Genomic DNA, 26,046 nt, shown 5'->3' with positions numbered 1-26,046 from the left:
ACCATGGCCCATGGCCAGGCTGTCCCAATCCATCCGCTTCTGCACCACCGGGGACGGGACGCGGATCGCGTTCGGCACCACCGGCCAGGGACCGGCCCTGGTGCGCGCGGCCCACTTCCTCACCCACCTGGACTTCGACCTCAACAGCCCCGTCTGGGGACCGTGGATCGCCGGGCTGAGCCGCGCCCACACGCTGGTGCGCTACGACGGGCGCGGCTGCGGCTTGTCCGACGCGACGGACACGCCGCTCACGCTCGACGCCTGGGTGTCGGACCTGGAGGCCGTGGTGGACGCGGCGGGTCTGGCGCGTTTTGCCCTGCTGGGCTGCTCGCAGGGGGCCGCCATCTCGCTGGCCTACGCGGCACGCCACCCGGAGCGCGTGAACGCCCTGGTGATGTTGGGCGGCTATGCCCGGGGCCCGTTGCGGCGCCACCCGACGCCCGAGCAGCTGAAGCAGGCCCGGCTCATGCCAGACCTGATCGAGATCGGCTGGGGCCAGGACAACCCGGCGTTTCGCCAGGTGTTCACCTCGCTGTTCATTCCCGGTGGCAGCCCGGAACAGGTGAACTGGTTCAACGAGCTGGAGCGGCTGTCCTGCCCGCCGGCCCACGCGGCCCGCACGGTGGCGGCCTTTGGCCAGCTCGATGTCTGCGCGCTGGCGGCCCAGGTCGCCTGCCCCACGCTGGTGATGCACGCGCGCGGCGACGCCCGGGTGCCCTTCGAGGAAGGGCGGCACCTGGCCAGCCTCATCCCCGGTGCCCGTTTCGTGCCGCTGGACAGCCGCAACCACGTGCTGCTGCAGGAGGAGCCCGCCTTCGCGCACGGCCTGGCGGAGATCGACGCCTTCCTCCAGGCCCACCCGCATGTGGCGGCATCCCCCGGCCAGTTCCCCAGCCTGACACCAGGCGAACGCGAGCTGCTGGAGCTGCTGGCCCACGGCCTGGACAACCTGCAGATCGCGGCGCACCTGGGGCTGAGCGAAAAAACCGTGCGCAACAAGGTGTCGGCCGTCTACACCAAGCTGGACGTCAGCACCCGGGCCCAGGCCATCGTGCGCGCCCGCGACGCCGGCTTCGGCCAGGCCGAACTGCCACGCTGAGCCCACCACCTGGCCCACCTCCACCCGGTCGGGACGGCGGTCCCGGATGACGGAGCAGCCGCGCCGCCCAAGCCACCGGTTTCAGGGACAAACGCCTCGCGACCGCGACGGCACCCGCTGATGCAATGGGCCCACGGCACACACCCGTGCCGCCCAGGAGGTCCCCATGGCTCAGTTGTCCTACCCCATCACCTCGGCGCCACGCCCCACGGCGGCACGTCCCCAGGTCACCCCGTCGCGCCTGGTGCGCGCCCTGCAAGCGATGTGGCAGCGGGCATGTGAACAAGCCGAGCGGCCCGGCCGCTTCGTGCCCTACTACTGAAGTGCCCGCTGCCGCCACGCCAGCAACGCGCCCAGCCACAGCGCACCGGCCGAGAACAGCAGCCCACGCGCCAGGCCGCCGGGGCCGTCCGCGATCAGGCCCACGACCGTGGGGCCAACGATCTGGCCCAAGGCAAAGACGATGGTGAAGGCGCTGATGCCGGTGGCCCATTGGGCGGGTGGCAGGTTGTGGCGCACCAGGGCGGTGGTGGACGCCACCACCGACAGGAACACCGCACCGAACAGCAGGCCCGAGCCCAGCACCAGCGGCCACGAGGCGGTGAGCGCCGGCACCACCGTGGCGACGCCCAGCAGGGCGTTGAGCCGCGCCAGCGCGCCACCGCCGTGGTGGCGGTCCAGCAGGCCGGCCCAGATGCGCGACGAGGCCAGCACCGCCACGCCCAGCAGCGCGTAGAAGGCGGTGATGGCCGCCGGGCCCACGCCCTGCTGGCGCAGCAGGGCCACCACGAAGGTCATGTAGCCGATGTAGCCCACGCCAAACAGGGTGTAGCCCGCGAGGCCGGGCGCGAAGTCGCGCGCGCGGAAGCGCCGGCTGGCCTGGGCCACCGCCCCGGCGCCGGCCGTGGGAGACGGCGCCTCGCCCAGCACCCGCGCCGGCCAGCGCAACAGCAACGTGGCCAGCAGGCACAGACCGGCCAGGCCCCACCAGGCCCAGGTCCAGCCGTGGGGCACGTCGGCCGCCAGCGCCAGCGTCCAGGGCACACCCAGGGCCGAGGCGACGATGCCCAGGCCGGTGCCGCCGTAGTACAGGCCCAGCAGCAGGCCGCTGCGCCGCGGCGACATCGCCCCCAGGCGCGCCGCCAGCAGACCACCGGCGATGAACACGAAGGCGCTGGCCACGCCGGCCAGCAGGCGCTGGGCCAGCAGCGGCGCGGCGCCGGTGAAAAAGCCGCTGAGCCCCATGAACAGGCTGGCCAGGGCCGAGCCACCCACCAGCAGCGGCGCCGTGCCCAGCCGGCGCAGCAGCCCCGGCGTGGCCAGCGCGCCCAGCAGGTAGCCGACGGCGTTGAAGGTGTTCATGGCGCCGGCCAGGGTGTAGCTCCAACCCAGGTCATCGCGCATGGGCGGCAGCAACAGGCCGTAGGCAAAACGCGTGATGCCCAGCGACACCGCCGCCCCCAGCGACAAGGCCAGCGCCAGGCGCAAGTGGGGCAGGGTGGGGCTGGATGAGGGCGAGGTCATGGACTGGCATTGTGGGCCAGCCCGCCCCGCATGAAGTGCCCCCACCCAGGGCACCCGCGGGTCCGGCTACGCCGGCCCGCTGGGTGCGCCCCCTTGAGGGGGGATTCGCGCTACACGCAGTGAGCGGGAAACGGGGGTGGGCTCAGTCGATCCGGATGTTCTTGGCCTTGACGATGCGGCCGTAGATGTCGGCGTCGCGGCGCACCATGGCGGCCATCTCGGTGCGGCTGGCGCCCAGCGGTTCGCTGTTCAGGTCGCGGATGCGCTTGGACACGTCGGCGTCCTTGCTGGCCTCGACGAAGACGGCGTTGAAGCGGTCGACGATGGCGCCCGGCGTGGCCGAGGCGGCCCAGATGCCGTGCCAGGACATCATGGTCAGGCCGGGCACCGTTTCGGCCAGCGTGGGCACGTTGGGCAGCGCGGCAAAACGGGCCGGGCCCGAATAGGCCAGGGCCTGCACCTTGCCGTCCTTGATGAGCGGGAAGGCGGTGGCGATGGGCTCCATCACGGTGTCGACCTGGCCGCCCATCACGTCGGGCACCGGGCTGCTGCGGTAGGGCACGTGGACCATGTCGGTGCCGGTCTCTTCCTTCATCCATTCCATGATCAGGTGCGAGGGGCTGCCCGCTCCGTAGGAGGCGTGGGAGATGGTGCCGGGCTTGGCCTTGGCCGCGGTCACCAGATCGCGCGCCGACTTGGCCTCCAGCGCCGGCTTGCCGATCAGCACCAGGCCCTGGCGCATGGTGGTGGCCACGGGCACCAGGTCCTTTTGCGGATCGAAGGGCAGCTTGCTGTAGATGAAGGGGTTGATCGTGAAAGCGGTCGACAGGTTGTAGAGGAAGGTGTAGCCGTCGGCGGGGGCCTTGGCCACCGCGTCGGTGGCCAGGTTGCCGGCCGCACCCGGCTTGTTGTCGATGACCACCGGCACGCCCAGCTTGCGGGACGCGTAGTCGCCATACAGGCGGGCAAAGATGTCGGGCGGCGTGCCGGCGGCGAAACCCACCACGATCTTGATCGGGCGGTTGGGCCAGTCGCTGCCCTGGGCGTTCGAGACGCCGGCCAGCGTGGCGAGGACCAGGCCCGCCAACAGTTTGAGTCGGATGCGCATGAGATGTCTCCTTGTGGCGGACCGGGGTCCGCTGTGTTGATGAAAAAAGCGCTGCTTGTTCAGGCCAGCACACATGCCTGTTGAAATCCCAACCGCGGCGCACGCGGCCGCTGGGCCGGCCCGGCCGGGTAACCGAGGTTGATGAGGAAGTCCGCTTCCCAGCGGCCGTCGGGGAAGAAGCTGCGGTTCACGCCCTCGGCGTCGAAGCCGCTCATGGGGCCGCAGGCCAGGCCCAGGGCACGCGCGGCCATCAGCAGGTAGGCGCCGGTGAGGGTGGCGTTGCGCTGCGCGGTGGCCTGCGCGTGGGCGGGCTGGCGCTCGAAGTTCGCGCCCGCATCCGGCACGTGCCAGAGCGTGGGCATGTGTTCGTAGAAGCGCGTGTCGCGCGCCACGATCACGGTCACCGGCGCGCTGCGCACCTTGGGCTGGTTGCCGGCCGCCACATGCGGCAACAGGCGCTCGCGCCCGGCCTCGCTGGCCACGAACACGAAGCGCGCCGGCTGGCAGTTCATGGACGTGGGCCCCAGGCTGGCCAGCGCGTACAGGCGCCGCAGCAGCTCGACGGGCAGGGGGCGGGGGTCGAAGGCCGCGTGGGTGCGCGCCTCGGTGAACAGGCGGGCGATGGCCGCGTCGTCCAAGGTGCCGTCCACGGTGTCGGACGGGGTGGTCAGGTTGGCGTGCATGGCGATATCAGTCCACCTGCGCGCCCGAGCGCCTGACCGCCTCGCCCCACTTGGCGATTTCGGTGGCGCCGAAGCTGGCCATCTCGCTGGCGCTCATGTCGGCCAGCTCCACGCCCTGGGCGGCGAGTTTCTCGCGCACATCGGGCTGGGCCAGCACCTGGCGCGTGGCCTCGCGCAGGCGGTCGCGCTGCGCGGCGGGCATGTCGGTCGGCGCGTACAACATGAACCAGGCCACCAGGTCAAAACCGGCCACGCCCTGTTCGATCAGCGTCGGCACCTCGGGGGCGGCGGTGCTGCGCCGGGCGCTGGACACGCCCAGCGCGCGCAGCTTGCCGGCGCGGATGTGGGGCAGCACGGCGGCCGGGTGGTAGAACATGAACTGCACGTTGCCGGCCATGACCTCGGTCAGGGCCTGCGCGCCGTCGCGGTAGGGCACGTGCACGAAGTCCTTGCCCAGGCGCAGGTTCAGGGTCTCGCCGGCCAGGTGGCCAGAGGTGCCGTTGCCGGCCGAGGCGAAGTTGACCTCCTTGCCGGAGGCGCGGCCCAGATCGGCCAGGCTTTTCCAGGGCGAGGCGGCGGGCACCACCAGCAGGGTGGGCGTGGCCCCCACAAAACCCAGCGGCGCGAAGTCGCGCAGCGGCTGGTAGGGCAGGCGCTTGTAGAGCGAGGGGTTGATGGCGTGGGTGCCCACGGTGCCCAGCAGCAGGGTCTGGCCGTCGGCGACCGAGCGGGCCACCAGCTCGCTGCCGATGCTGCCGCCGGCGCCGGGCCTGTTGTCGACGATGACCGGCTGCGCGAGCTGTTTGCCCAGGGCATCGGCCAGCACGCGGCCGACGATGTCGGTGGAGGTGCCGGCCGCGAAAGGCACCACCAGCTTGTAGGGCCGGGTGGCGGGGCTCTGGGCCAGCGCGGCGCCGGCGGCCAGCGCCGCACCCAGCAGCAGGCGACGCTTCATGCGTGGGCCCCGAAGCCGTCCGGCACGTCGCCGTCGTACTGCAGTTCGCGCGTGGCCTGGTAGGACAGCGCAAAACCCGCTGGCGTCTCGGCCTCTTCGGCCAGGTGGGCGATGAGGCCGGCGGTGCGCGCCAGGATGGGCACGCCGCGCAACGAACGCACGGGGAATCCCACGCCCATGAGCACGGCCGGAATGGCGGACGACACGTTCATGCGCAGATCCTTGCCGGTGACGGCGGGGATGGCGCGCTCGATGGCTTGGGCGATCTCGACATAACGCAGGTCGGCCCCGGCTTCGGTCGCCACGGCGATCAGGCGGTCCACCCGCGGGTCGCGCGCCTTGTGCAGCGGGTGGCCGTAGCCGGGGTAGGGCTGGCGCGCGGCCTTGAGTTCGGTGATGACGGCGGTGGCCGCGTCGTCCAGGCTGGCACCGGCGTCGACACGGGCGGCCACGTCGGCAAACAGCTTGCCTGCGGTTTCGGAGGCGCCCAGGATGACCGAGCCACAGCCCAGGATGCCGGCCGCCACCGCGCCCTGCAGCGCGTCGGGCGCGGCGGCGTAGGTCATGCGGCTGGCCTGCACGCTGGGCACAAGACCGTGTTCGGCGATGGCCACCAGGGTGGCGTTGAGCACCGCGCTGCAGGCGGCGTCGGGCTGCTTGCCGGTCAGCAGCAGGAAGAAGTAGTCCGCAAAGGACAGGTGACCGATCAGGTCCTCGCACAGGTTGTGCCCGCGCACGACGATGGTGTGTTCGTCCGAGGTGCAGATGGCGGTGTGCGGGACGGTGGATTTGCCGATTTTCATGGGGTGTGCTTTCAGGCGGCCTGGGTTTCGAGGCGGAAGTCGTAGTGGGCCGACCAGTAGGGCTGGGCCTGCTGGCTGCCGTCGGGCGCCTGGCCGGCGGCGTGCTGCTCGAAGTCGACGATCAGGCTGGGTCGCACGCCGAAGACGGCATCGGACTCGATGTAGGGGCTGTTGGCCACGAACAGGTGGGTGGTCAGCTTCACGTGGCCGGGCGCGTAGACCATCATGTGGATGTGGCCGGGGCGGTTGGGGTGGCGGCCCATGCCGTCGAGCATGCGGCCCACCGGGCCGTCCACCGGCACCGGGTAGTAGGTGGGCTTGATGGACCAGAACCAGTAGCGGCCCTCGGCGTCGGTCTGGATGCGCGCGCGGGCGGCCATCTCGGCGCCGGGCAGCTGCATGTCGTAGTTGCCCTCGCCGTCGCCCGACCAGATGTCCAGCGTGGCGCCGGCGATGGGCTGGCCGAGGGTGTCGGTGACGCGGCCGCTGTAGAAGGTGGGCTCGCCCTTGACGCCGGGCGCGATGTCCGCGCCGCAGGGCAGCACGGGCGCGCCTTCCCAGTAGTAGGGGCCTTGCACCGTGGCTTCGGTGGCGGGCGTGGCGCTGAGCGCGCCCTGGCGCTTGGCCTGTGCGGCGGCGCGCAGCTGGTCGAGCATCACCACCATCATGGAGGCACCCAGGGTGTCGGACAGCAGGATGAACTCCTGGCGCTTGTCGTCACAGGCCTGGCCGACCGCGGTGAGGAACTGGATGCCGGCCATCCACTCGTCGGGCTGGAGGTCGACGTCGCGGATGAAGGCGTGCAGGTGCTTGATCAGCGAGGCCATCACCTGTGCAAAACGCGGGTCCTGCGCGGTGGTCAGGCGCTCCAGCACGGCCTGGGTCAGATCGTCTTCGGTCATCGGGTTCATCGGGTTTGTCTCCTCGTGTTCGTGGGGTTCAGGCGCCGCGCAGGCGCTGGCGGATCGGATCCAGGATGGCGGCGTTGTCGGCGCCCAGCACCGGCGGCGCCGTGACCTCCAGCGCACGTTCGCCGTCGAAGCTCACGGGCGAGCGCACGGTGCGCCAGGTGCCGCCTTCGGGGTGCGGCGCGCTCACCTCCAGCTGCAGGTGCCGGGCCTGCGGGTCGGCCATGGCTTCCTGGGTGTCGTACATGGGCGCGTGGGGCACGTCCTGGGCCTCCAGGCGGGCGCACCAGGTGGCGCGGTCGTGCTGGCGGAACAGGCCGCCGAGCAGGGCGATCAGGTCTTCCTGGTGGGCGATGCGCCCCTCGCGGTTGGCGAAGCGCGGGTCCTCGAACAGCTGCGGCCGCTCGATGGCGTTGGCCAGGCCCTGCCAGAACTTCTCGGGCGAGGACATGTGCAGCGCGATCCACTTGCCGTCGGCGCACTCCAGCACGTAGGACTGCGAGACGCTGGGGCGGCTAAAGGGACCCATGATCTCGCTCTGCGAGAAGTAGTGGGTGAAGGCGTCGAGGTTGAAGTGGCACATGGCCTCCAGCATGGACACCTCGACCTTTCGGCCGACACCGGTGCGGCCGCGCTCCACCAGCGCGCCGAGCACGCCGTAGGCGGCGTAGAAACCGGTCATGGCGTCGGCCACGGCCGGGCCCACCACGCGGGGGTTGGCCGGGTTGACCAGCAGCTTCAGAAAGCCGCTGGCGGCCTGGGCCACCGTGTCATAGGCCGGGCGGGCGGCGGCCGGGCCGGTCTGGCCAAAGCCGCTGATGGCGCAGTAGACCAGGCGCGGGTTGAGCCCACGCAGCTTGGCTTCGCCAGCGCCCAGGCGCTCGGCGGCGCCGGGGCGGAAGTTCTGGATGTAGACGTCGGCGTCCTTGACCAACTCGTCGAACACCGCCGCGTCCTCGGGCAGCTTGGGGTTGAGCGTGACGCTGCGCTTGTTGCGGTTGTAGGTCTGGAAATGGGTGCTGTAGAGACCGCCGCGAAAAGCACGGAAGGGGTCGCCGGTGCCGGGCTGTTCGATCTTGATCACCTCGGCACCGAGGTCGGCCAGGAACATGCCGGCCGCCGGGCCGGTGATGAACGTGCCTTGTTCCAGCACCTTGATGCCGCTGAGGGGTTTGTGCACCGCGTTGTCTCCTGTGGGGTCGCCGCCCCCTGTCGGGTGGCGTTGGCAGCGGACTGTAGCGAGTGCGGACGATATTTAACAATGATGGTTTTTCATCGCTACCATCGATGACATCGATCATTGGGAACACGGCCACCATGGAACTGCGGCACCTGCGCTACTTCATCGCCCTGGCGGGCTCGCTGAACTTCACCCGCGCGGCCGAGCGCCTGCACGTGACGCAGTCCACCCTGTCGCACCAGATCAAGCAGCTGGAGGAAGAGGTGGGCACGCCGCTGTTCGACCGCGTCGGCAAGCGCGTCGCGCTGACCGAGGCCGGCGACGGTTTCCTGCACCACGCCACGCGCGCGCTGCGCGAGATCGACCTCGGCCTGGGCGCCCTGCGCCAGGACAGCTCGGAGATGACCGGCGAGCTGCGCATCGGCGCCACCCACACCTTCAACCTGGGCTTCATCCCCGACTGCATCGCCAGCTTCCAGCAGAAACACCCGCTGGTGAAGGTGGTGGTCGAGGAGCTGTCGGCCGACCAGGTGGCCGCGCGCCTGCAGCAGGGCTCGCTGGACCTGGGCATCGCCTACCGCCCCGCCGCCCCGGGGCCACTGCTGTTCGAGCCGCTCTACAACGAGGAGATGGTGCTGATCGTCGCCAGCGGCCACGCGCTGGCCCGCCGCAAGCGGGTGCGCATGGTGGAGCTGCACCGCCTGCCCATGGTGCTGCTGCCCGCCAGTTTTGCCACCCGGCAGATGCTGGACGAGTGTTTCCGCGCCTGTGGCGCCGAGCCCCAGGTGGTGGCCGAAATCAACACCCTGGCGCCCATGATGGAACTGGTGGCCAAGACGCAGCTGGCCTCCATCGTGGCGGCCAACGTGGTGCCGGCACACGCCAGCCTGGTGATCGTGCGCCTGGACAGCCCCACCCCCGTGCGCACGCCGGGCATGCTGCTGTCGCCCCAGGCGAGCGAGGCCGCCCCCACCCGCGCCTTTTCGGCCATCGTGCGCAAGCTCGCCTTTCGCAGCAGCCTGCTGGAGGTGGCACAGCGACAGCGCCCCTGAACGCACCCAAGCGGTCGTCGGAAATTGGCACCCTCCATCACCTGATGCGCTCGTACATTCTGGTGCCATGAAGTCCGCACACACGACCACCCCGACCACGCTGGCGCAGCGCCTGCCGGCCTTGCAAGCGGCCGAGCGCAAGTGTTTCCTGGACCGGCACCCGCGCTCGCTGGCCCTGGCCGACGGCGCACAGCGGCATTTCCTGTTCGGCGTGCCGCTGCACTGGATGCGCGACTGGCCCACCCCTGCCACCCTGTTCGTGCGCGAGGCGCAGGGCGCCACGCTGACCTGCGCCGATGGCCTGCGCTACGCCGACTTCTGCCTGGGCGACACCGGCGCCATGTTCGGCCACAGCCCGGCGCCGGTGGCCCAGGCCCTGGCCGCCCAGGCCGCGCGTGGCCTGACCTGCATGCTGCCGGCCGAACACACGGCCGAGGTGGGCTCGCTGCTGGCGCAGACCTTTGGCCTGCCCCTGTGGCAGTTGGCGCTGAGCGCCAGCGACGCCAACCGCTTCGTGCTGCGCTGGGCGCGCGCCATCACGCGGCGGCCGCAACTGCTGGTGTTCGACGGCTGCTACCACGGCGCGGTGGAAGACACCCTGGTCGACCGAGACCCGGCCAGCGGCGCCACGCTGCAGCGCCCCTCGGTGCTGGGCCAGGTGCACAACCACGCCGCTTTCACCCGCGTCGTGCCCTTCAACGACCTGTCCGCGCTCGAGGCCGCGCTGGCCGATGGCCAGGTGGCCTGCCTGCTGGCCGAACCGGCATTGACCAACTGTGGCCTGGTGCCGCCCACGCCGGGCTTCTGGGACGCGGCGCAGGTCCTGTGCCGGCGATACGGCACGCTGCTGGTGCTGGACGAGACCCACACCCTGTCCACCGACCGAGGCGGCTACGCCATGGCCCATGGCCTGGCGCCCGATGTATTTGTCGCCGGCAAGGCCGTGGCCGGCGGCCTGCCCTGCGCGGTCTATGGCTTCACGGCCGAGGTGGCGCGGCGCATGGTGGACGCCAAGCTGGCTGCGCCCGAAGGCCACAGCGGCATCGGCACCACGCTGGCGGGCAACGCGCTGACGCTGGCCGCGCTGCACGGCGCGCTGCAGCACCTGCACACCAGCGCCAGCTACGACCCCATGCTGGCGCTGGCCATCCAGCTGGAGACCGGCCTGAAGGCCCGCATCGCCCGCTGGCAGCAGCCCTGGACGGTGACCCGCCTGGGCGCGCGCCTGGAGCTGCAGTTCATGCCCCATACCCCGCGCGACGCGCAGGACGTGCGCGACCACGCCCAACCCGCACTGGAGCAGTTCACCCACCTGTTCATGCTCAACCGCGGCGTGCTCCTCACGCCCTTTCACAGCATGATGCTGGTGTCGCCGGCCACCCAGGGCGCCGACGTGGACCGGCTGCTGGCGGTGTTCGACGAGTTGTGTGCGGTGCACGGACGCGCTTGATCGGGACAAAGCGCATCGGCCCCGCGCGGCGACGATGGCCTTCAGCTACTGGGTGCTCAACACGCTCATGTATCTTTTTTCGATGAGCCTTTTTCGAGCCAGATATTCCGGGCTTTGCGCAGCGGCCTCCAGTGCGGCCAACAGTGCTGCCTTGGCGGGATAGGTCTTGCGGATACCGATGTGGAACCGCACTTGGCTGTTCGGAATAAAAGCCGCCTTGCGCATGCCCAATTGACGCTCGTAACCCAGTTGCCTGGCGTAGTAAACGGCCTGCTCCGGGCTCATGATAAAAAAATCTCCGCTCTTGCGCAGAAACGTCATGTGCAGCAAGGCGTGCGGCGCGTTTACAAAATATCGCGCAATGAATGCGGGAACATTCTCTTGTTCCCATTCCACTTTCTCCTGGCTGACAAACAGCAGGCCGCGCAGGTCCTCAAAACTTCTGGCATTTTCTATCTGCTGACGCTTGGGGTTGGCCAGGTCATAGACCAGGTATCCATAGTCCCAGACAAACGTGGCGTCGGTCACAAAGTCGGCATAGGCGATGCGGCTGTCCGATGGAAAGGTACAGAACATGTCCATCTCCCCTCCCATCACATACAACTGCGCCCGAGGCCATGGAAAGGTCTGGAAAACCGGTTTGTAGCCGGGGAGATGAGTGAAAAGCAACGCCATCACCTCCTTGAACATGCCTTTTATTTCACCATTTTCCAAATAACTGGTCGGCGGACTGGCTTCCGAGAGTGCAATACGCACAATTTGAGGGCTGCCTTGGGCATGCCCTGACGCGCTCCAGAACAGTGCTGCAATAACAAAAAGAACACTGGCGCAAGAACGCAGGATGGTGACCACCACCCGGGTCCAACGGGTCCAAGCCTGGAGTTCAGTTTTCACATATACGCGCATGATTGCATACCCATACATGGACAAAGAGATGTGTCCACCTCATCCCAAATTCCGGCCGCAGTGAACTGATTGAGTTTAGTTCGGCTTTGTTGCAAAAACCGATTCGGGACGTGATGATCCCCAGCCCGGACGTGGCTATCCAAGCCCACCTGCCGCCGGCGGGACATGGGGGCAAGTCAGCCCACCGGCAGCGGTTTGGCGCGACCGCCTAAACACGTTCGCCACCAGACTCGCGCGCCTCCAACCATGCGATCAGCGCGTCCAAGGGCATGGGACGGGCGATGTGGTAGCCCTGGCCAAAATCGCAGCGGGCCTCGCGCAGCAACTCGAATTGCGCCTGTGTCTCGATGCCCTCGGCCACCACACGCAGGCCCAGGCGGTGCGCCATGACAATGATGGCCTCGCACAGCGCGTGATCGCTGTTGCCGCGCGCCAGGTTGCGCACAAAACTCTGGTCGATCTTGAGGTAATCGATGTCGAACTTCTTGAGGTAGGACAGCGAGGAGTACCCGGTGCCGAAGTCATCGATGGACACCTGCAGCCCAGCGGCACGAAACCGCAGCAACTGGGCCTGCGCCGCTTCGTGTTCGGCCATCAACAGGCCTTCGGTGATCTCGATCGTCAGGCTGTCACCGGGCAGGCCCAGCATTTCCAGGTAGGCCAGCCACTGCTGCATGAGCGGCGTGTCGCCGCTGTACTGCACGGGAGAGGTGTTGATGCTGATCTGAAAGGCGGACCGCTTTTTCCGCAGCAACTGCAGGTGGCCCACGGCTTCGCAAAAAATCCAGTCGCCCAGTGCGTGGATCAGGCCAATTTCCTCGGCCACCGGAATGAACTGCGCCGGGCTGACCAGGCCTTTTTCGTGATGGGCCCAGCGCACGAGGGCCTCGGCCTTGAGCACCTGGCCGCTTTGCAAGTCGACGATGGGCTGATAGTGCAGGTGGAACTGCCGCTGGGCCAGGGCGGCGGCCAGGTCGTTGACCATGGCCAGGCGGGCCTGGGCGGCCTGCTGCATGGCCGGGCGAAAAAACTGGTAGCGGTTGCCGCCCAGTGCGCGTGCGGCGCACATGGCCTGGTCGGCACAGCGCAGCAGCGCGCCGACCTCCGAAGCGGTGTCGATGGGGAAGACCGCGATGCCTATGCTGGCCGAGAGCTGGGCCACCTGCCCCGACAGGTCAAACGGCAGCATCAGCGCCTGGTTGATGGCGGTGGCCACCTGTTCCACCCGTTTGAGGTTGACGAGGTCGGACAGCACGATGGCAAATTCATCACCGCTCAGCCGTGCCAGGATGTCGCCTGGTCGGATGCTGGCCTGCAGCCGCTCAGCGGTGATGCGCAACACAGCGTCGCCGGCGGCGTGGCCCAGCGAGTCATTGACCAGCTTGAATCGGTCGATGTCCACGATCAGCAAGGCCAGACGCAGGCTGGTGTGCTGGGAGCGTTCACGCTCCTTCTCCAGTTGGTCCAGCAAGCGCGCGCGGTTGGGCAGGCCGGTGAGCAGGTCCAGGTTGGTCTGGCGCCACAACTGCTGCTCCGTGGCCAGACGTTCCGAGAGATCGCGCACCAAGCCGATGTACACCTGCTGATCGTCCAGTTCAATAGCGGTGACTGTCAGGTCCATGGGGAATTTTTCGCGGTTCTTTCGCAGCCCCTCCACCTGCCGTCCGATGCCGATGATGCGCGGTGGCCCGCCATTGGCGTAGGCCTGCAGGTGACCGTCGTGAGTGCTGTGGTGGGGCTCGTCCATCAGCATGCGCACGTTGTGGCCCACCATTTCCTCTGCGGAATAGCCAAAGATGCGGCAGGCCGCCTCGTTCACCCGTTGCATTTTCCCGGCGATGTCGATCTGTATCACGCCATCGACGAGCTGCTCCACGATGGTGTTGGCGCGCCGCTCCGACGCCTCCAGCCGGGCGCGCGAGGCGCCCAGATGTTTTTGCATGGCCTGGAAGGCCCGCTGCAGCACATCGAATTCATCGCTGCCGTTGTGCGCCTTGCGTTCCAGCTGCAAAGGGGTGGACCAGTCGCCTGCACCGACCTGCGCGGTCCAGCGCACCAGTCGGTTCAGATGGCGACCGACCAGGTGCTGGAAAATCAGCAACAGAAAGGCCGACACCAGGAAGGTCTGGACACCCTGGGTCCAGAACACGGTCCACATTCGCACGCTCATGCGATCGACGATGGGGCCCTGGTCGGCTTGCAGCAGCAGCTCGCCCACCAATGCCTGGCGATCCCCAGCCTGATGGTGAAGCTCGGCGCGCAGCTCCAGCTTCTGGCCGCCCATCACACGAGCCGATTCTGCAAAAGTTTGGCCGCCCGGCGTGACCACCCTGGCCAGCGCCATGTCTGGGAATTGAGCGATGCCCGCCAGTTGGCGTTCTGCGGTCGGTCGGTCGAGGTTCCACAAGCTCAGGGCCAGGCTGTCCTTGAAACTGTGTTCAAGCTGTTGGAGCTGCCGCTGCAGCAACTCCACCTCGCGTCTGTATTCAAGAAACAGCGTGAACCCAGTGGAAGCCAGCGTGAGCAGCGAGCTGAAGGCCAGCACCGCCAGCACAAAATGCCTGCCCACCCCCGGTTTGAAAGCGCGCTGCCATTGTTGGCGGGTGGGCCACCAGCGGGTGTTCATCGTGGTCAGTGTTCGCCAAGGGACTTGCGAACCTTTGCTCGGTAGGCTTCGGTTTCACGAAGCTCGGCCAACGCCTTGTCGTGATTGAGACCAACCGTGCGCGCGCGCATGAGCACCTCTAGTGTCGCCATGGTAGCGCACGCGATGGCCCTTGTGGTTCAACAACACATTAGGCTGCACCAGCACGGGTTCAACTGGAAAATCGAAGTGAGCTTGCCCCTGTTCCGTGCCGTTCTTGGCCCAACGGTCATGCGGCTCTTTTGACGCTTTGCCTCGTGCCGACGGTATTGACCTGGATGTCGAGCCGGCCGCCAATGCGCCACCGCATGGCGGATCATGTCCGGCCACCGCGCCTCATCGGTCACATCGAGACTGAAACAGGCCAGCGGCCACATCCGCCGCAAGTCGCCCTTGCTGGGCTGAGCCGGCCGGCCGGCACGGCAGATACGATCGGGTTCACCATCTGGGCCAGCCATTCATCGCGCAACTGGTGCCGGGCCTGTTCCAAAAGCAGCAGTTCAGGGCCCTGGCAAATGGACTGGATCTGGTCGATCTCGGCGCTTTCCGAAGCAACCAGGTGCTTGTGTTTGTGGGGCTGCATTCCATCCAACCGCAGCACCCCTTCTGCGAGCGGCACACCGAACGCGATGGTCTGCCCGGAAGAGCCGCCGCGCTGCCGCACGGTGGGCACGGTTTTTCTATCAACAACTGGGCCGTTTCACAACGGATGTCGACAAAGCTGCCCTTGAAGCGACCGCTGTCGAGCTGGTCGCAGTGCTGGTGCTGGTTCCAGTCTTGTCGCGGACGTGTGTGATCGTCGATGTCATCGCTGATGAGCCAGCGAACGGATGCGCCAGCGAAGGTCGTGCCCGTGCTGAACGCTATGGTCACCCGACACCCACACGTGGTGTGAGGAGAAGCAACAGGCGGGGAAAGGGAGCGTCAGCCCAGACCGATGGGCGCGGGCGCCCGCATCACGATGCGGGTGAACAGACGGTCGAAGGCCGGGTCGTGCGCGGGCGCCTGCCCGCTCTGGCCCTGGTGCAGGGCCACCAGCGGGTCCACGTGACCACTGAAGGCAGCGTCCAGTTCGCGTCGGTCGGCCTCGTCCAGGTGGGCTTCGGCCTCGGGCAGGATGACCGTTTCCTCCAAACGCATGTGCTCCAGGTAAAAGCTCACGTAGCGCTCGGCTTCGTCCACAAAGGCCTTGCGGCGGCCTTCGCCCAGCAGTTCCCAGGCCTGCAGGCGGTGCTGCAGTTCGCGCACCGTGCCCTCGCCCTGCATGTGTTCACGCTCCAGTCGGGCGATGATCTCCATCGTGTGCGGCGCCACGCGGGCCACGCGCGGGAACAGCAGGTCCGATTCCTTGGGGTGGTGCTGCTTTTCGGGAAACTCGTCGATGTAGAACAGCATCGCGCGCAACACATCGAAGAAGCGCTCGGGCGCATCACCCGGGCCCTGGCGCATGAGGCTCAGCAGGGATTGCAGCATGGCCGACAACGCCGTGTGTTCGTCGCGGATGATGCGCAGGGTTTCGAATCGCATGGCGGGTCTCCAGAGTGTGATGGGTTGAGCATCCCCGCTTTGGGCGGTCCTGTCGTTGACCCAGGTCAAGCCGCCTTGCTTCACGCCCCCGGTTTCCAGCGCTTGAGCAGCAAGGCGTTGGTCAACACGCTGACCGAACTCAGGGCCATGGCGGCACCGGCCACCACCGGGCTCAGGTAGCCCAAGGCGGCCAGCGGGATGCCGGCCACGTTGTAGGCGAAGGCCCAGAACAGGTTCTGCCGGATCTTGCTGACCGTGCGGCGCGAGATGTCGAGCGCGGCCGCCACCAGGCGCGGGTCGCCGCGCATCAGGGTGATGCCGGCCGCGTGCATGGCCACGTCCGACCCCCCTTGGCCACCTTCGCCCTGGCCACCCATGGCCATGCCGACGTCGGCCGCGGCCAGCGCGGGGGCGTCGTTCACGCCATCGCCCACCATCGCTACAGTGACATCGCCAGCCTTGAGCGCCATCACCCGCGCCGCCTTGTCGCCCGGCAGCACCTCGGCCATCACCTCGCCCTGTTCGGGCCGCAGCCCCAGGCGCCGGGCCATGGCCTCGGCGGCGCCCCGGTTGTCGCCCGAGATCATCACCGTGCGCAGGCCACGCGCGTGCAACGTGGCGATGGCTTCGGCCGCGCCGGCCTTGGGTTCGTCGCCAAAGGCCAGCAGGGCATGGACGCGCCCGCCCCAGGCCAGGGCCGAGACGGTGGCGCCCTCTGCTTGCAGCCGGGTGGCGTCTGGCGCGAGGTCGCCCAGCGCCAAACCCAGTTCGTCCATCCAGCGCAGACTGCCCACCCGCACCGGCTGGCCCTCGACCTGGCCTTCGGTGCCGCGCCCGGGCACGGCGCGCACGGCGCTGCTGGGCAGAGCCACCAGGGCTGGCTTGTCCTTCAGCGCTTCCACCACGGCATGCGCCAGCGGGTGTTCACTCTGGGCCTGCAGGCCGGCGGCCAGGGCCAGGGCCTGGTCGGCGTCCACGCCCGGCGCGGGCAGCAACTGCAGCAGACGCGGCTGGCCCCGGGTGAGGGTGCCGGTCTTGTCGAAGGCCACCACCGACACCTTGTGGGCGATTTCCAGCGCGACCGCGTCCTTGATGAGGATGCCGTGTTGGGCCGCCACACCGGTGCCGGCCATGATGGCGGCCGGCGTGGCCAGACCCAGCGCGCAGGGGCAGGCAATGACCAGCACCGCCACGGCGTGGATCAGCGCTTCCTCGGGCGGGGCGCCCAACCACAGCCAGGCCAGCAGGGTGACGAGGGCGATCACGAGCACCACCGGCACGAACACCGCGGCCACCTGGTCGACCAGACGCTGCACCGGTGCCTTGGTGGCCTGGGCGTCCTGCACCAGCGCGATGATGCGGTTGAGCACGCTCTGTGCGCCCACGGCGCGCACCTCGATCACCACCGCGCCTTCGCCATTGAGGCTGCCGCCGGTCACGCTGTCGCCCGGGCGCTTGTGCACCGGCATGGGTTCGCCGGTCAGCATGGATTCGTTGGCCTGGGTCTCGCCCTCGCTCACCAGGGCATCGGCCGGAAACCGCTCGCCGGGCCGCACCTGCAGCAGGTCGCCGGGCAGCAGCTCTGCCACGGGCACGTCGGTGATCTCGGTGCGCTTGATGCCGTCGGGCAGCAGGTGGGCCACATCGGGGCGCAGCGCCTGCAGGGCGCGTATGGCTTCGGTGGTCTGGCGCTTGGCGCGCGCCTCCAGCCATTTGCCCAGCAGCACCAGGGTGATGACGATGGCCGAGCCTTCGTAATAGAGGTGCACCATTTCGCCGGGTTCGGCGCGCCACCAGAGCCAGGTGCTCAGTGCCCAGCCGGCCGTGGTGCCGATGGCGACCAGCAGCTCCATGTTGCCCGTCAGGGCCTTGAGCGCGTGCCAGCCGGCCTTGTAGAAACGCGCCCCCAGGACAAACTGCACCGGCGTGGCCAGCACGAACTGCGCCCAGGCCGGCAGCATCCAGTGTTTGTTGAACAGGTCGCCCACCATGGGCAGGGCCAACGGCAGCGACAGGAGCATGCCCAACAGCACCGGCCAGGCGTCGTGGGGCACGCCCCACAGGCGTGGGGTCGTGTCCCCGTCGGGTTGTTCGATCGCGCGAGGCTCGTAGCCAGCGTCGCGCACGGCGCGCTGTATGCGAGCGGTCATGGTGGCGGTGTCGGTGTCGGTCGCCCCGGCTTGCGTGGGCGCCTGCCACTGCACCCGCGCGGTTTCGGTCGCCAGGTTGACGGTGGCACTGGCCACGCCGGGCAGCTTCTTGAGCGCGCGTTCCACCCGGGACACACAGGAGGCACATGTCATGCCTCCAATGCCCAGGTCCAGTTCGCACAACTCGCCATCGGCGCCGGTGGGAAGGGTCAGATCGGTGTTCATGGTCGCAGTGTGAACCTTTCCATGATGGCAAGGTCAAGCACTTTCACACCGTTTGACGGCGATCAAACCGCGTGGCTGTGCGGCGGCCGACAATGCGCTTGACCTTCCCACGGTGTCAGGCTTCAGACTGGCCTTCCCTTGTCAATACACGGAGCAATTCCATGAAACAGACCTTCACCGTCACCGGCATGACCTGTGGCCATTGCGAGAAAAGTGTGACCCAGGCCATCAAGACCCTGGACCCGCAGGCCCAGGTGGTGATCGACCGCAGCCAGAACCGTGTCGAGGTCCAGAGCGAACAGGCGCGCGAGAAGATCGCCGAGGCCATCGCCGAGGAAGGCTACGCCGTCGCGCCATGAGCCACCGCCCTGCACCGGTCAAGGCCTGGCCGGTCAACATCGGCGAGGCCGCCCGTCGGTCCGGCGTGTCGGCCAAGATGCTGCGCCACTACGAGGGCCTGGGCCTGCTGGGCACGGTGTCGCGCACCGACAGCGGCTACCGCCTCTATTCGCAAAGCGACGTCCACACCCTGCAGTTCATCAAGCGGGCGCGCGACCTGGGTTTCGCCATGGCCGACATCGCCGACCTCGTGGGCCTGTGGCTGGACCGGCAACGCAGCAGCGCCAAGGTCAAGCAGGTGGCCCAGCGCCACCTGCTGGCCCTGCACGAGCGCATCGCCCAGCTGCAGGCCATGGAACGCACGCTGCAGCACCTGACGGCCTGCTGCCACGGCGACGAACGCCCGGACTGCCCCATCCTCGACGACCTGGCCGGGCGGGCCTGAAACCACCCAGGCTTCACACAGCGTGATGCTTCTTTACACAAGCGCTGTTCCGCCTCCACCAAGGCCTTACGGGGGGGCCGCAGACTGCAGGCATCCCAACCAAGGAGTGTCACGATGAAACAGACCACCACACAACGTTTCCTGCTGGCCGCCACGGCCGTCGCTCTGCTGGGCAGCCTGCCCGCCTGGGCGCAGACGCCGCCCCCGAAGGACGGCCCACGCCACGAACACATGGCGCAGCACCGCGGCGAGCACATGGCGGAACGCCAGGCCAAGCTCAAGGCCGCCCTGAAGCTGACCGCCAGCCAGGAAGCCGCCTGGACCGCCTACACCAGCGCCCACCAGCCGCCGGCCAACCCACCCGCCCGGCCCGACCGCGCCGAATGGGACAAGCTGACCACACCCCAGCGACTGGACAAACTGCAGGCCATGAAGACCGAACGTGATGCGCACATGGCCCGTGCCATGGATGCCACGCGCACCTTCTATGCCAGCCTGAGCCCTGAACAACAAAAGGTGTTCGATGCCCAGGCGCCCTTGGGTGGCATGGGCATGCACCGCGCCGGCCACCATGGCAGCCACAAGCCCCACGAAGGCATGAAACCCGGCAGCTGAGCACCGCCTGTCGTCCCAACCACCGCCCGGTGTGGCTTTTGTGTCAAAACAAAAGCCCACCGGGCGGTTTTTTTTGCCCGCCAACACTGTGCATAACTTCATGACAACAAGCAAGTTATTCACAGGCACTTGATAAGTTCAATGTTTGTCCCCAATCCGGGGACAACGGCAGCGGGGCCACACACACACCCTTGTGCGCAAGTCAAGTGATTGATTTTATTCATGAAATGTGACTTATCCACCGCCAGGAAGGCCTTCTACTACCACCACTAATTTGAAATAAAGCCTTTAGGGAAGAAGTCAGAACAACCCTTTCATCCTGTCCAGCCGCCGCGCACCACGCCACACAGGCCCCGGCTGGTAACATCGGCCTGCTGCCCTCGGTGGCATGTTTTTCACCCCCGCCAATGACCGTTGCCCTCGCCGCACAAGCCCCCGCCAGCTTTGAAATCAAGAGCGCCCAGCTCCCGCTGGTGGCTTTGCGCGTCAAGTCGCCCCGGCTCGACCAGGTGGGCGAGGAACTGGCCCGGCACTACGCCGATGTGCCTGATTTCTTCGACAACGACGCCTTGTTGATCGATTTTTCGGCCTTGCAGGCCGGCGGTAGCGCCGAGGTGGAACCCACGCCGTTGGAATTCGAAGCGCTGCTGGCGGCCTTGTTGGCCCAGCGCCTCAAGCCAGTGGCGGTGCGTGGTGGCAACACACAACACTTGGCACTGGCGCAGAAGGCCGGGCTGGTGGTGGCGGAAGACGTGGTGGTGCCCGTGGCCCCCAAGCCAAACAACACCGTCAACACCACCGAAAAACCGGTACCCACGCCCGCCGCGCTGGGCGACGGCGCGCCTTCGGCCCTGGTGATCGACAAGCCGCTGCGCTCAGGCCAGCAGGTCTATGCCCGGGGCCGCGACCTGGTCGTGCTGGCCATGGTCAACCCGGGTGCCGAGGTCATTGCCGATGGCCACATCCACGTCTACGCACCGCTGCGTGGCAAGGCCATCGCCGGCGCCCGCGGCAACACGGACGCGCGCATCTTTGCCCTGGCGATGGAACCCGAGCTGGTCTCCATCGCCGGCATCTACCGCACCAGCGAAGTGCCCTGGCCCGACGAGGTGCGGGGCAAGCCCACCCAGGTGCGTCTGTCCAGCGGGCCCGACGGCGACAAGCTGCTGCTGGACCCGATCAAACCCTGAAACCCAATTCTGAAAGCAACGACAAGACCATGGCCAAGATAGTGGTGGTGACTTCCGGCAAGGGCGGGGTGGGCAAGACCACCACCAGCGCCAGCTTTGCCTCGGGCCTGGCATTGGCCGGCCACAAGACAGCGGTGATCGACTTCGACGTCGGCCTGCGCAACCTCGACCTGATCATGGGCTGCGAACGCCGCGTGGTGTACGACCTGATCAACGTCATCCAGGGCGAAGCCAACCTGCACCAGGCCCTGATCAAGGACAAGCAGTGCGACAACCTGTTCGTGCTGGCCGCCAGCCAGACACGCGACAAGGAAGCGCTGACCAAGGAAGGCGTCGAAAAAGTCTTGAACGACCTCGCCGGCATGGGTTTCGACTACATCGTCTGCGACTCGCCGGCCGGCATCGAAACCGGTGCCCTGCTGGCCATGCACTTCGCCGACGAAGCCCTGGTCGTGACCAACCCCGAGGTGTCCTCGGTGCGCGACTCCGACCGCATCCTGGGCATGCTGGGCAGCAAGACCCGACGCGCCATCGAAGGCAAGGAGCCGATCAAGGAACACCTGCTGATCACGCGTTACAACCCCAACCGCGTGCAGGACGGGCAGATGCTGTCGCTGGAAGACATCCAGGACATCCTGCGCATCCAGCTCATCGGTGTGGTGCCCGAAAGCGAAACCGTGCTGCAGGCCTCCAACCAGGGGGTGCCCGCCATCCACCTCAAGGGCACCGACGTGTCCGAGGCCTACAAGGACGTGATCGCCCGTTTCCTGGGCGAGGACAAACCCATGCGTTTCATCGACGCACAAAAGGTGGGCCTGCTCAAGCGCCTGTTTGGTGGAAGGTGAGCGCGATGTCCTTTCTGTCCTTCCTGCTGGGCGAAAAGAAAAAGACCGCCAGCGTCGCCAAGGAACGCCTGCAGATCATCCTGGCGCACGAGCGCAGCGGCCGCAACGCCGCCGAACCCGACTACCTGCCGCAGCTGCAGCGCGACCTGGTGGCCGTGATCAGCAAATACATCAAGATCAACCCCGACGACATCAAGGTCCAGCTGGAACGCCAGGACAACCTCGAGGTGCTGGAAGTCAAGATCGAACTGCCCGAACCGCGCTGAGCGGCCCAGGTCGAACAGGAACCCGCCGTGGCGACGTCGCCAGGGGCGGGTTTCTTTTTGGGGTGCTGGCCCCGCTGTCTTCGGTGGCGAAGCTCGTGGGGTGGCGTTGACGCCGCAGCCCTGCAAGTCCACCATGGTGTGCTCTTGCCCTGGCATGTTCCAGGTTTTCAAGGAGAACCCCATGGCTGAGAGCGACAAGGTGTTCGCGGGTTCGATCCCCAAGTTCTACGACACGCTGATGGTGCCCTTGATCTTCGGCGCCTATGCCACCGACATGGCGGAGCTGGTCGCGGCCGGTTCGCCCGGCGCGGTGCTGGAAACGGCGGCCGGCAGCGGTGTGGTCACGCGAGCCCTGGCGCGCAGACTCGGTGTCGGCGCGCGCTACGTGGTGACCGACCTCAACCAGCCCATGCTCGACTACGCGGCCACCCGGCAAGGGGAGGATGACCGCATCACATGGCTGCAGGCCGATGCGCTGGCCTTGCCGTTCGAGGACGCCTCGTTCGACGTGGTGTGCTGCCAGTTCGGCGCGATGTTTTTTCCCGACCGGGTCACCGGCTACGCCGAGGCGCGCCGGGTCTTGAAACCGGGCGGGCGGTTTGTTTTCAGCGTCTGGGACCGCATCGAAGAGAACGCCTTTGCCGACGCCGTCACCCAGGCCGTCGCCACGGTGTTTCCGCACGATCCGCCGCGATTTCTGGCCCGCACGCCACACGGCTACCACAACACCGCGCTGATCCGCGACGAGTTGCAGCGCGCTGGATTCGGCGGCATCACGATCGAGACGCGAGAGAAGCAGAGTCGCGCGGCTTCGGCGCGTGAGGCAGCCACCGCTTATTGCCAAGGCACACCATTGCGCAACGAAATCGAAACGCGCGATGCCCGCCTGCTTCAACTCGCCACGGACCGCGCGGCCGAGGCCATTGCCCGCCACCACGGTGAAGGACCGGTGGTGGGCAAAATCCAGGCACATGTGATCGTGGCGGTGGGGTAGCGCCCCCTATCATGGTCGGCTCCAACCGAACACCGACCATGCCCATCCCTTTTTCCACCGCCGACCTCATCCAGCTCGGTGCCATCCTGTGCGCCGCTGGCGCCGAGGACATCCTGCCCCGTTTCGGCAAATTGCAGCAGCACCAGATCCGCGAAAAGACGTCGGCCTTTGATGTCGTGACGGAAGCCGACGAGGCGGCGGAACGGGCCATCGCGGCGGGCATCCGGGCGGCGTTCCCGGGCGCGGCGGTGGTGGGCGAGGAAGCCGCGGGCCGCGATCCCGGGATGCTGGACCTGCTGGGCACGGCGGACCTGGCGTTTGTGGTGGACCCGCTGGATGGCACCAAGAATTTCGCGTCGGGCCTGCCGCTGTTCGGGGTGATGGCGGCGGTGGTGGCGCGGGGGCAGGTGGTGGGTGGCGTGATCCACGACCCGGTGGGGCAGACCACGGCGTATGCGCTGCGCGATCAGGGCGCGTGGCTGGACGCGGTGGGTGGCACGCGCACCGAGCTGCACGTGGCGCGGCCGCTACCGGTCGCGCAGATGCATGGCATTGTGAGCACCAACTTCCTGCCCGAACCCCAACGTTCGCAGGTGAATGGCCGGCTGTCGTGTTTTGCCAGCACCAACTGGTTTCGCTGCGCGGCGCACGAGTACCGGCTGGCGGCGGCCGGGCATTGCCAGGTGCTGTTCTACAACAAGCTCATGCCCTGGGACCACGCGGCCGGCTGGCTGCTGCACCGCGAGGCGGGGGGGCACAGCGCCCATTTCGATGGTTCGGCCTACCTGCCCACCCACACCACGGGCGGGCTGTTGTGCGCGCCCTCGCAGGCCAGCTGGAACGAGGTGCACGCGGCCCTGTTCGGTTGACCGGCACCACCACGCGGATCGCGCGGCTGGGCCGAAACAGCGGCATCAATCCAGTGGCCAGGGGAAACCGGGTTTGATGGTCACGGGCGCGGGCTCGGTGGCCGGGCTGGAGACGCCGCAGGTGGCGCGCGCAATGCCCCGCCACCACGGCGTGAGCTGATCGGTCGCCCGTGCCGGCTCCACCGGCTCGCCGGCGCGTGGCATCAGCAAGGGCAGGGCGCGTTCGGTCGCCAGGGCCAGCAGGGTCTCGGCCGGTTCGTCCCAGGCATGCATGGCCAGGCTGAAGGTGCCCCAGTGCACCGGCAGCAGGGTGGCGTTGCCCAGCCAGGCGTTGGCTTGCACCGCGTTCACCGGCCCCAGGTGGATGTCGCCCCATGAGGGGTGGTAGGCGCCCACCTCCAGCATCACTAGGTCGAAGGGGCCAAGGCGTTCGCGGATGAGCTGGTATTCGCTGGTGAGGCCGGTGTCGCCGCTGAAGAAGACCTGGTGGCGTTCACCGCTGATGACCAGGGACGACCACAGGGTGGCGTTGCGGTCTTTCAGGCCACGGCCCGAGAAATGCTGCGAGGGCGCGGCTGTGATGCGCAGGCCGGTGCCGGGCACGGCGTGGGATTCCCACCAGTCGAGTTCGGTGATGCGTTCGGGCGCCACGCCCCAGGCCTGCAGGTGGGCGCCCACGCCCAGCGAGGTGACGAAGGGCACCTGGGTGTGGCGGGCCAGCGCGCGGATGGTGGGGTAGTCAAGGTGGTCGTAGTGGTCGTGCGAGATGACGACCACGTCGACCTCGGGCATCTGGCGCAGGCGCAGCGGCATGGGCTGGAAGCGCTTGGGCCCCATGAGGCGAAAGGGCGAGGCGCGGGTGCCCCAGACGGGGTCGGTCAGGACCCGGAAGCCGTCGATCTCGATCAGCACCGTGGAGTGGCCCAGCCAGGTGGCGCGCAGGCCGCTGTCGGGCGTACGCTGCCAGCCGGCGCGCGGGTCGACGGTGGGCAGGGGGCCAGGCGGCACGCGGTGGTTGTCGCTGAAGAGGAAATCGCGCAGCGTGGGGCGCGCGGCTTCGGTGTCGCGCAGGCCGGCTGGAATGGGGTGGAGGTTGCGAAAACCGTCGCCCGCCCAGCGGGGCGACGCGGCCATGCGTTCGAGCCGTGCACCGCGTGCGCGGTCGCCAAAGGACATCATGTGGGGGGTTCCTGGGGTGGTGCAGGCCCGATTCTGATGCCGGCGTGGTGGCCTTGTACAGGCGCCCGGGGTGTCAGCTCATGCCGCCGCGCGCTGCAGGCGGTCGCGCACGCCATCCCATTCGGGCGCGGGTGGCGGGGTTTCGATCCAGATCAGTTTGACGCCGGCATCGTCGAAAGCGCGCAGCACCGCGAACAGCTCCTGCGCGCAGGTGGCGGCGTCGGCCGGCATGGCGCGCAGCCGCAGGTGTTGGCTGGGGCTGCGGACCCGGCCGCGGCTGTAGATGGCGATGTGGCGGGCGTCGGCGCCCAGCAGGTCGAGCGCGCTCTGGATCTGCGCCGCGTCCATCAGCCGCACCTTGGCCTGGGGCGCGTAGTGCGATTCGAGCGTGCCCGAGGCGCGCGGCGCCTGTTCGTCGCGCTGTTGCAGTGGCTGGCCGCAGACGGCCTCGATCTGCGCCGGTGTGAGCATGCCGGGGCGCAACAACACCGGGCGGCCCCGGCTGGCGTCGACGATGGTGGATTCGATGCCCACGTCGCAGGGGCCGCCGTCGAGCACACACAGTTCGGTGTCGTTCAGCACACCTTCAAATTCAGACAGCACATGGGCGGCCGTGGTGGGGCTGACGCGGCCGAAGCGGTTGGCGCTGGGTGCGGCCACGCCCCACACGCCGTGGCCACGCGCGGCGTGCAACACCGCCTGGGCCATGGGGTGTGAAGGGCAGCGCAGGCCGATGGAGTTTTGCCCACCGGCGGCCACCGCGCCCACGGTGTGGCGCCGCGGCAGGATGAGGGTGAGCGTGCCGGGCCAGAAGGCGCGCATCAGGCGCAGCGCGAAGTCGGGCACGTCGGTGGCGTAGTGTTGCACCGCGGGCCACCAGTCGGCCTCGGTGCTGCCTGCCACGTGCACGATCAGCGGGTGGTTGTTGGGGCGGCCCTTGGCACTGAAGATGCGCGCCACCGCCGTGGCGTTGTCGGCGTCTGCGCCGAGCCCATAGACGGTTTCGGTCGGCAGGCCCAGCAGGCGGCCGTCGGCCAGGGCTTGCGCGGCCTGGGCGATGGCATCGGGCTGGCGGCCGTCCAGCAGCATG

At 68.1% G+C, this 26,046-nt stretch carries 26 protein-coding genes; 12 read left to right on the top strand and 14 right to left on the bottom strand.

Translation table 11 applies throughout. From position 1 onward, the window contains the following. The first annotated feature begins 10 nt into the window (after nucleotides 1-10). Nucleotides 11-1,099: an alpha/beta fold hydrolase gene (locus AAHB17_RS09165; protein ID WP_342130235.1), complete on the top strand. Its 1,089-nt coding sequence runs from the start codon at nucleotides 11-13 to the stop codon at nucleotides 1,097-1,099. 166 nt (nucleotides 1,100-1,265) lie between these two features. Further along, entirely contained in the window at nucleotides 1,266-1,421 is a 156-nt protein-coding gene (locus AAHB17_RS09160; RefSeq protein ID WP_342130234.1) for a hypothetical protein, read from the top strand. Here AAHB17_RS09160 and AAHB17_RS09155 read toward each other — a convergent pair. The 7 genes from AAHB17_RS09155 to AAHB17_RS09125 all read right to left on the bottom strand — a co-directional run bounded on the left by AAHB17_RS09155 (nucleotide 1,415) and on the right by AAHB17_RS09125 (nucleotide 8,260). Beyond that, on the bottom strand, nucleotides 1,415-2,623 hold the full coding sequence (locus tag AAHB17_RS09155; RefSeq protein ID WP_342130233.1) for a YbfB/YjiJ family MFS transporter: 1,209 nt from the start codon (nucleotides 2,621-2,623) through the stop codon (nucleotides 1,415-1,417). The two genes, AAHB17_RS09160 and AAHB17_RS09155, sit on opposite strands and share 7 nt — an antisense overlap. Before the next feature lie 142 nt (nucleotides 2,624-2,765). Next, on the bottom strand, nucleotides 2,766-3,731 hold the full coding sequence (locus AAHB17_RS09150; protein ID WP_342130232.1) for a Bug family tripartite tricarboxylate transporter substrate binding protein: 966 nt from the start codon (nucleotides 3,729-3,731) through the stop codon (nucleotides 2,766-2,768). A 59-nt stretch (nucleotides 3,732-3,790) separates the two neighbouring features. Further along, nucleotides 3,791-4,414: a malonic semialdehyde reductase gene (locus AAHB17_RS09145; protein ID WP_342130231.1), complete on the bottom strand. Its 624-nt coding sequence runs from the start codon at nucleotides 4,412-4,414 to the stop codon at nucleotides 3,791-3,793. A gap of 7 nt (nucleotides 4,415-4,421) precedes the next feature. Beyond that, complete coding sequence (locus tag AAHB17_RS09140; RefSeq protein ID WP_342130230.1) at nucleotides 4,422-5,369, bottom strand: Bug family tripartite tricarboxylate transporter substrate binding protein; 948 nt, start codon at nucleotides 5,367-5,369, stop codon at nucleotides 4,422-4,424. Further along, nucleotides 5,366-6,172 carry a citryl-CoA lyase gene (locus tag AAHB17_RS09135; protein ID WP_342130229.1) on the bottom strand — a complete coding sequence of 269 codons (807 nt, stop codon included), beginning with the start codon at nucleotides 6,170-6,172 and terminating at the stop codon, nucleotides 5,366-5,368. The genes AAHB17_RS09140 and AAHB17_RS09135 overlap by 4 nt, the downstream gene beginning before the upstream one ends. 11 nt (nucleotides 6,173-6,183) lie before the next feature. After that, nucleotides 6,184-7,083, bottom strand: a complete 900-nt coding sequence (locus AAHB17_RS09130; protein WP_342130228.1) for a dioxygenase family protein — start codon at nucleotides 7,081-7,083, stop codon at nucleotides 6,184-6,186. A gap of 28 nt (nucleotides 7,084-7,111) precedes the next feature. After that, the gene (locus tag AAHB17_RS09125; RefSeq protein ID WP_342130227.1) at nucleotides 7,112-8,260 is read right to left on the bottom strand and encodes a CaiB/BaiF CoA transferase family protein; all 1,149 of its coding nucleotides are present in this window, start codon (nucleotides 8,258-8,260) and stop codon (nucleotides 7,112-7,114) included. A 137-nt stretch (nucleotides 8,261-8,397) separates the two neighbouring features. Here AAHB17_RS09125 and AAHB17_RS09120 point away from each other — a divergent pair, with 137 nt between their 5' ends. Both AAHB17_RS09120 and AAHB17_RS09115 read left to right on the top strand, forming a co-directional pair. Further along, the gene (locus tag AAHB17_RS09120; protein WP_342130270.1) at nucleotides 8,398-9,312 is read left to right on the top strand and encodes a LysR substrate-binding domain-containing protein; all 915 of its coding nucleotides are present in this window, start codon (nucleotides 8,398-8,400) and stop codon (nucleotides 9,310-9,312) included. Nucleotides 9,313-9,379: 67 nt separating this feature from the next. After that, on the top strand, nucleotides 9,380-10,762 hold the full coding sequence (locus tag AAHB17_RS09115) for an aspartate aminotransferase family protein (RefSeq protein WP_342130226.1): 1,383 nt from the start codon (nucleotides 9,380-9,382) through the stop codon (nucleotides 10,760-10,762). Nucleotides 10,763-10,807: 45 nt separating this feature from the next. Here AAHB17_RS09115 and AAHB17_RS09110 read toward each other — a convergent pair whose 3' ends face one another. From AAHB17_RS09110 to AAHB17_RS09090, 5 genes are all read right to left on the bottom strand, one after another. Beyond that, on the bottom strand, nucleotides 10,808-11,614 hold the full coding sequence (locus AAHB17_RS09110; protein WP_342130225.1) for a substrate-binding periplasmic protein: 807 nt from the start codon (nucleotides 11,612-11,614) through the stop codon (nucleotides 10,808-10,810). A 262-nt stretch (nucleotides 11,615-11,876) separates the two neighbouring features. Beyond that, on the bottom strand, nucleotides 11,877-14,294 hold the full coding sequence (locus AAHB17_RS09105; RefSeq protein ID WP_342130224.1) for a bifunctional diguanylate cyclase/phosphodiesterase: 2,418 nt from the start codon (nucleotides 14,292-14,294) through the stop codon (nucleotides 11,877-11,879). Nucleotides 14,295-14,655: 361 nt separating this feature from the next. Next, the gene (locus AAHB17_RS09100) at nucleotides 14,656-14,985 is read right to left on the bottom strand and encodes a hypothetical protein (RefSeq protein WP_342130223.1); all 330 of its coding nucleotides are present in this window, start codon (nucleotides 14,983-14,985) and stop codon (nucleotides 14,656-14,658) included. Nucleotides 14,986-15,236: 251 nt separating this feature from the next. Continuing rightward, nucleotides 15,237-15,839 (bottom strand): hemerythrin domain-containing protein, encoded by a 603-nt coding sequence (locus AAHB17_RS09095; protein WP_342130222.1) that lies wholly within the window; start codon nucleotides 15,837-15,839, stop codon nucleotides 15,237-15,239. Nucleotides 15,840-15,919: 80 nt separating this feature from the next. Then, nucleotides 15,920-18,214: a heavy metal translocating P-type ATPase gene (locus AAHB17_RS09090; protein ID WP_342130221.1), complete on the bottom strand. Its 2,295-nt coding sequence runs from the start codon at nucleotides 18,212-18,214 to the stop codon at nucleotides 15,920-15,922. 161 nt (nucleotides 18,215-18,375) lie between these two features. On the opposite strand from AAHB17_RS09090, the gene AAHB17_RS09085 reads away from it, so the two are divergent. The 8 genes from AAHB17_RS09085 (at nucleotide 18,376) to AAHB17_RS09050 (ending at nucleotide 23,777) form a co-directional block, all read left to right on the top strand. Beyond that, the gene (locus AAHB17_RS09085) at nucleotides 18,376-18,573 is read left to right on the top strand and encodes a heavy-metal-associated domain-containing protein (protein ID WP_342130220.1); all 198 of its coding nucleotides are present in this window, start codon (nucleotides 18,376-18,378) and stop codon (nucleotides 18,571-18,573) included. After that, the gene (cueR, locus tag AAHB17_RS09080) at nucleotides 18,570-18,998 is read left to right on the top strand and encodes a Cu(I)-responsive transcriptional regulator (RefSeq protein ID WP_342130219.1); all 429 of its coding nucleotides are present in this window, start codon (nucleotides 18,570-18,572) and stop codon (nucleotides 18,996-18,998) included. The genes AAHB17_RS09085 and cueR overlap by 4 nt, the downstream gene beginning before the upstream one ends. A gap of 114 nt (nucleotides 18,999-19,112) precedes the next feature. After that, nucleotides 19,113-19,613 (top strand): Spy/CpxP family protein refolding chaperone, encoded by a 501-nt coding sequence (locus tag AAHB17_RS09075; protein WP_342130218.1) that lies wholly within the window; start codon nucleotides 19,113-19,115, stop codon nucleotides 19,611-19,613. A 407-nt stretch (nucleotides 19,614-20,020) separates the two neighbouring features. Beyond that, nucleotides 20,021-20,803, top strand: a complete 783-nt coding sequence (gene minC, locus AAHB17_RS09070) for a septum site-determining protein MinC (protein WP_342130217.1) — start codon at nucleotides 20,021-20,023, stop codon at nucleotides 20,801-20,803. Between the two features lie 29 nt (nucleotides 20,804-20,832). Then, nucleotides 20,833-21,648 (top strand): septum site-determining protein MinD, encoded by an 816-nt coding sequence (minD, locus tag AAHB17_RS09065; protein WP_342130216.1) that lies wholly within the window; start codon nucleotides 20,833-20,835, stop codon nucleotides 21,646-21,648. A 5-nt stretch (nucleotides 21,649-21,653) separates the two neighbouring features. After that, complete coding sequence (minE, locus tag AAHB17_RS09060; protein ID WP_342130215.1) at nucleotides 21,654-21,914, top strand: cell division topological specificity factor MinE; 261 nt, start codon at nucleotides 21,654-21,656, stop codon at nucleotides 21,912-21,914. 181 nt (nucleotides 21,915-22,095) lie between these two features. Further along, on the top strand, nucleotides 22,096-22,908 hold the full coding sequence (locus AAHB17_RS09055; RefSeq protein ID WP_342130214.1) for a class I SAM-dependent methyltransferase: 813 nt from the start codon (nucleotides 22,096-22,098) through the stop codon (nucleotides 22,906-22,908). A 38-nt stretch (nucleotides 22,909-22,946) separates the two neighbouring features. Then, entirely contained in the window at nucleotides 22,947-23,777 is an 831-nt protein-coding gene (locus AAHB17_RS09050) for an inositol monophosphatase family protein (protein WP_342130213.1), read from the top strand. A 45-nt stretch (nucleotides 23,778-23,822) separates the two neighbouring features. On the opposite strand, the gene AAHB17_RS09045 is transcribed toward AAHB17_RS09050, so the two are convergent. Continuing rightward, nucleotides 23,823-24,956, bottom strand: a complete 1,134-nt coding sequence (locus AAHB17_RS09045) for an MBL fold metallo-hydrolase (RefSeq protein WP_342130212.1) — start codon at nucleotides 24,954-24,956, stop codon at nucleotides 23,823-23,825. A gap of 78 nt (nucleotides 24,957-25,034) precedes the next feature. After that, entirely contained in the window at nucleotides 25,035-26,045 is a 1,011-nt protein-coding gene (locus AAHB17_RS09040; protein WP_342130269.1) for an L-threonylcarbamoyladenylate synthase, read from the bottom strand. Between the last annotated feature and the right edge of the window lies 1 nt (nucleotide 26,046).

The sequence above is a fragment of the Hydrogenophaga sp. OTU3427 genome, from assembly GCF_038440225.1.
Taxonomy (GTDB): Bacteria; Pseudomonadota; Gammaproteobacteria; order Burkholderiales; family Burkholderiaceae_C; genus Hydrogenophaga.
The sequence above is the reverse complement of the archived record's forward strand: the minus strand, read 5'-3'. Positions and strand labels throughout refer to the sequence as shown.

Bases quoted from the DNA above. Each gene is read 5' to 3' on its own strand.
- AAHB17_RS09160 (WP_342130234.1), top strand. From the start codon at position 1,266: ATGGCTCAGTTGTCCTACCCCATCACCTCGGCGCCACGCCCCACGGCG.
- AAHB17_RS09075 (WP_342130218.1), top strand. From the start codon at position 19,113: ATGAAACAGACCACCACACAACGTTTCCTGCTGGCCGCCACGGCCGTC.
- AAHB17_RS09145 (WP_342130231.1), bottom strand. From the start codon at position 4,414: ATGCACGCCAACCTGACCACCCCGTCCGACACCGTGGACGGCACCTTG.
- minC (WP_342130217.1), top strand. From the start codon at position 20,021: ATGACCGTTGCCCTCGCCGCACAAGCCCCCGCCAGCTTTGAAATCAAG.
- minD (WP_342130216.1), top strand. From the start codon at position 20,833: ATGGCCAAGATAGTGGTGGTGACTTCCGGCAAGGGCGGGGTGGGCAAG.
- AAHB17_RS09045 (WP_342130212.1), bottom strand. From the start codon at position 24,956: ATGATGTCCTTTGGCGACCGCGCACGCGGTGCACGGCTCGAACGCATG.
- AAHB17_RS09120 (WP_342130270.1), top strand. From the start codon at position 8,398: ATGGAACTGCGGCACCTGCGCTACTTCATCGCCCTGGCGGGCTCGCTG.
- AAHB17_RS09140 (WP_342130230.1), bottom strand. From the start codon at position 5,369: ATGAAGCGTCGCCTGCTGCTGGGTGCGGCGCTGGCCGCCGGCGCCGCG.
- AAHB17_RS09090 (WP_342130221.1), bottom strand. From the start codon at position 18,214: ATGAACACCGATCTGACCCTTCCCACCGGCGCCGATGGCGAGTTGTGC.
- AAHB17_RS09055 (WP_342130214.1), top strand. From the start codon at position 22,096: ATGGCTGAGAGCGACAAGGTGTTCGCGGGTTCGATCCCCAAGTTCTAC.
- minE (WP_342130215.1), top strand. From the start codon at position 21,654: ATGTCCTTTCTGTCCTTCCTGCTGGGCGAAAAGAAAAAGACCGCCAGC.
- AAHB17_RS09135 (WP_342130229.1), bottom strand. From the start codon at position 6,172: ATGAAAATCGGCAAATCCACCGTCCCGCACACCGCCATCTGCACCTCG.
- cueR (WP_342130219.1), top strand. From the start codon at position 18,570: ATGAGCCACCGCCCTGCACCGGTCAAGGCCTGGCCGGTCAACATCGGC.
- AAHB17_RS09150 (WP_342130232.1), bottom strand. From the start codon at position 3,731: ATGCGCATCCGACTCAAACTGTTGGCGGGCCTGGTCCTCGCCACGCTG.
- AAHB17_RS09105 (WP_342130224.1), bottom strand. From the start codon at position 14,294: ATGAACACCCGCTGGTGGCCCACCCGCCAACAATGGCAGCGCGCTTTC.
- AAHB17_RS09155 (WP_342130233.1), bottom strand. From the start codon at position 2,623: ATGACCTCGCCCTCATCCAGCCCCACCCTGCCCCACTTGCGCCTGGCG.
- AAHB17_RS09130 (WP_342130228.1), bottom strand. From the start codon at position 7,083: ATGAACCCGATGACCGAAGACGATCTGACCCAGGCCGTGCTGGAGCGC.
- AAHB17_RS09050 (WP_342130213.1), top strand. From the start codon at position 22,947: ATGCCCATCCCTTTTTCCACCGCCGACCTCATCCAGCTCGGTGCCATC.
- AAHB17_RS09040 (WP_342130269.1), bottom strand. From the start codon at position 26,045: ATGCTGCTGGACGGCCGCCAGCCCGATGCCATCGCCCAGGCCGCGCAA.
- AAHB17_RS09115 (WP_342130226.1), top strand. From the start codon at position 9,380: ATGAAGTCCGCACACACGACCACCCCGACCACGCTGGCGCAGCGCCTG.
- AAHB17_RS09165 (WP_342130235.1), top strand. From the start codon at position 11: ATGGCCAGGCTGTCCCAATCCATCCGCTTCTGCACCACCGGGGACGGG.
- AAHB17_RS09085 (WP_342130220.1), top strand. From the start codon at position 18,376: ATGAAACAGACCTTCACCGTCACCGGCATGACCTGTGGCCATTGCGAG.
- AAHB17_RS09095 (WP_342130222.1), bottom strand. From the start codon at position 15,839: ATGCGATTCGAAACCCTGCGCATCATCCGCGACGAACACACGGCGTTG.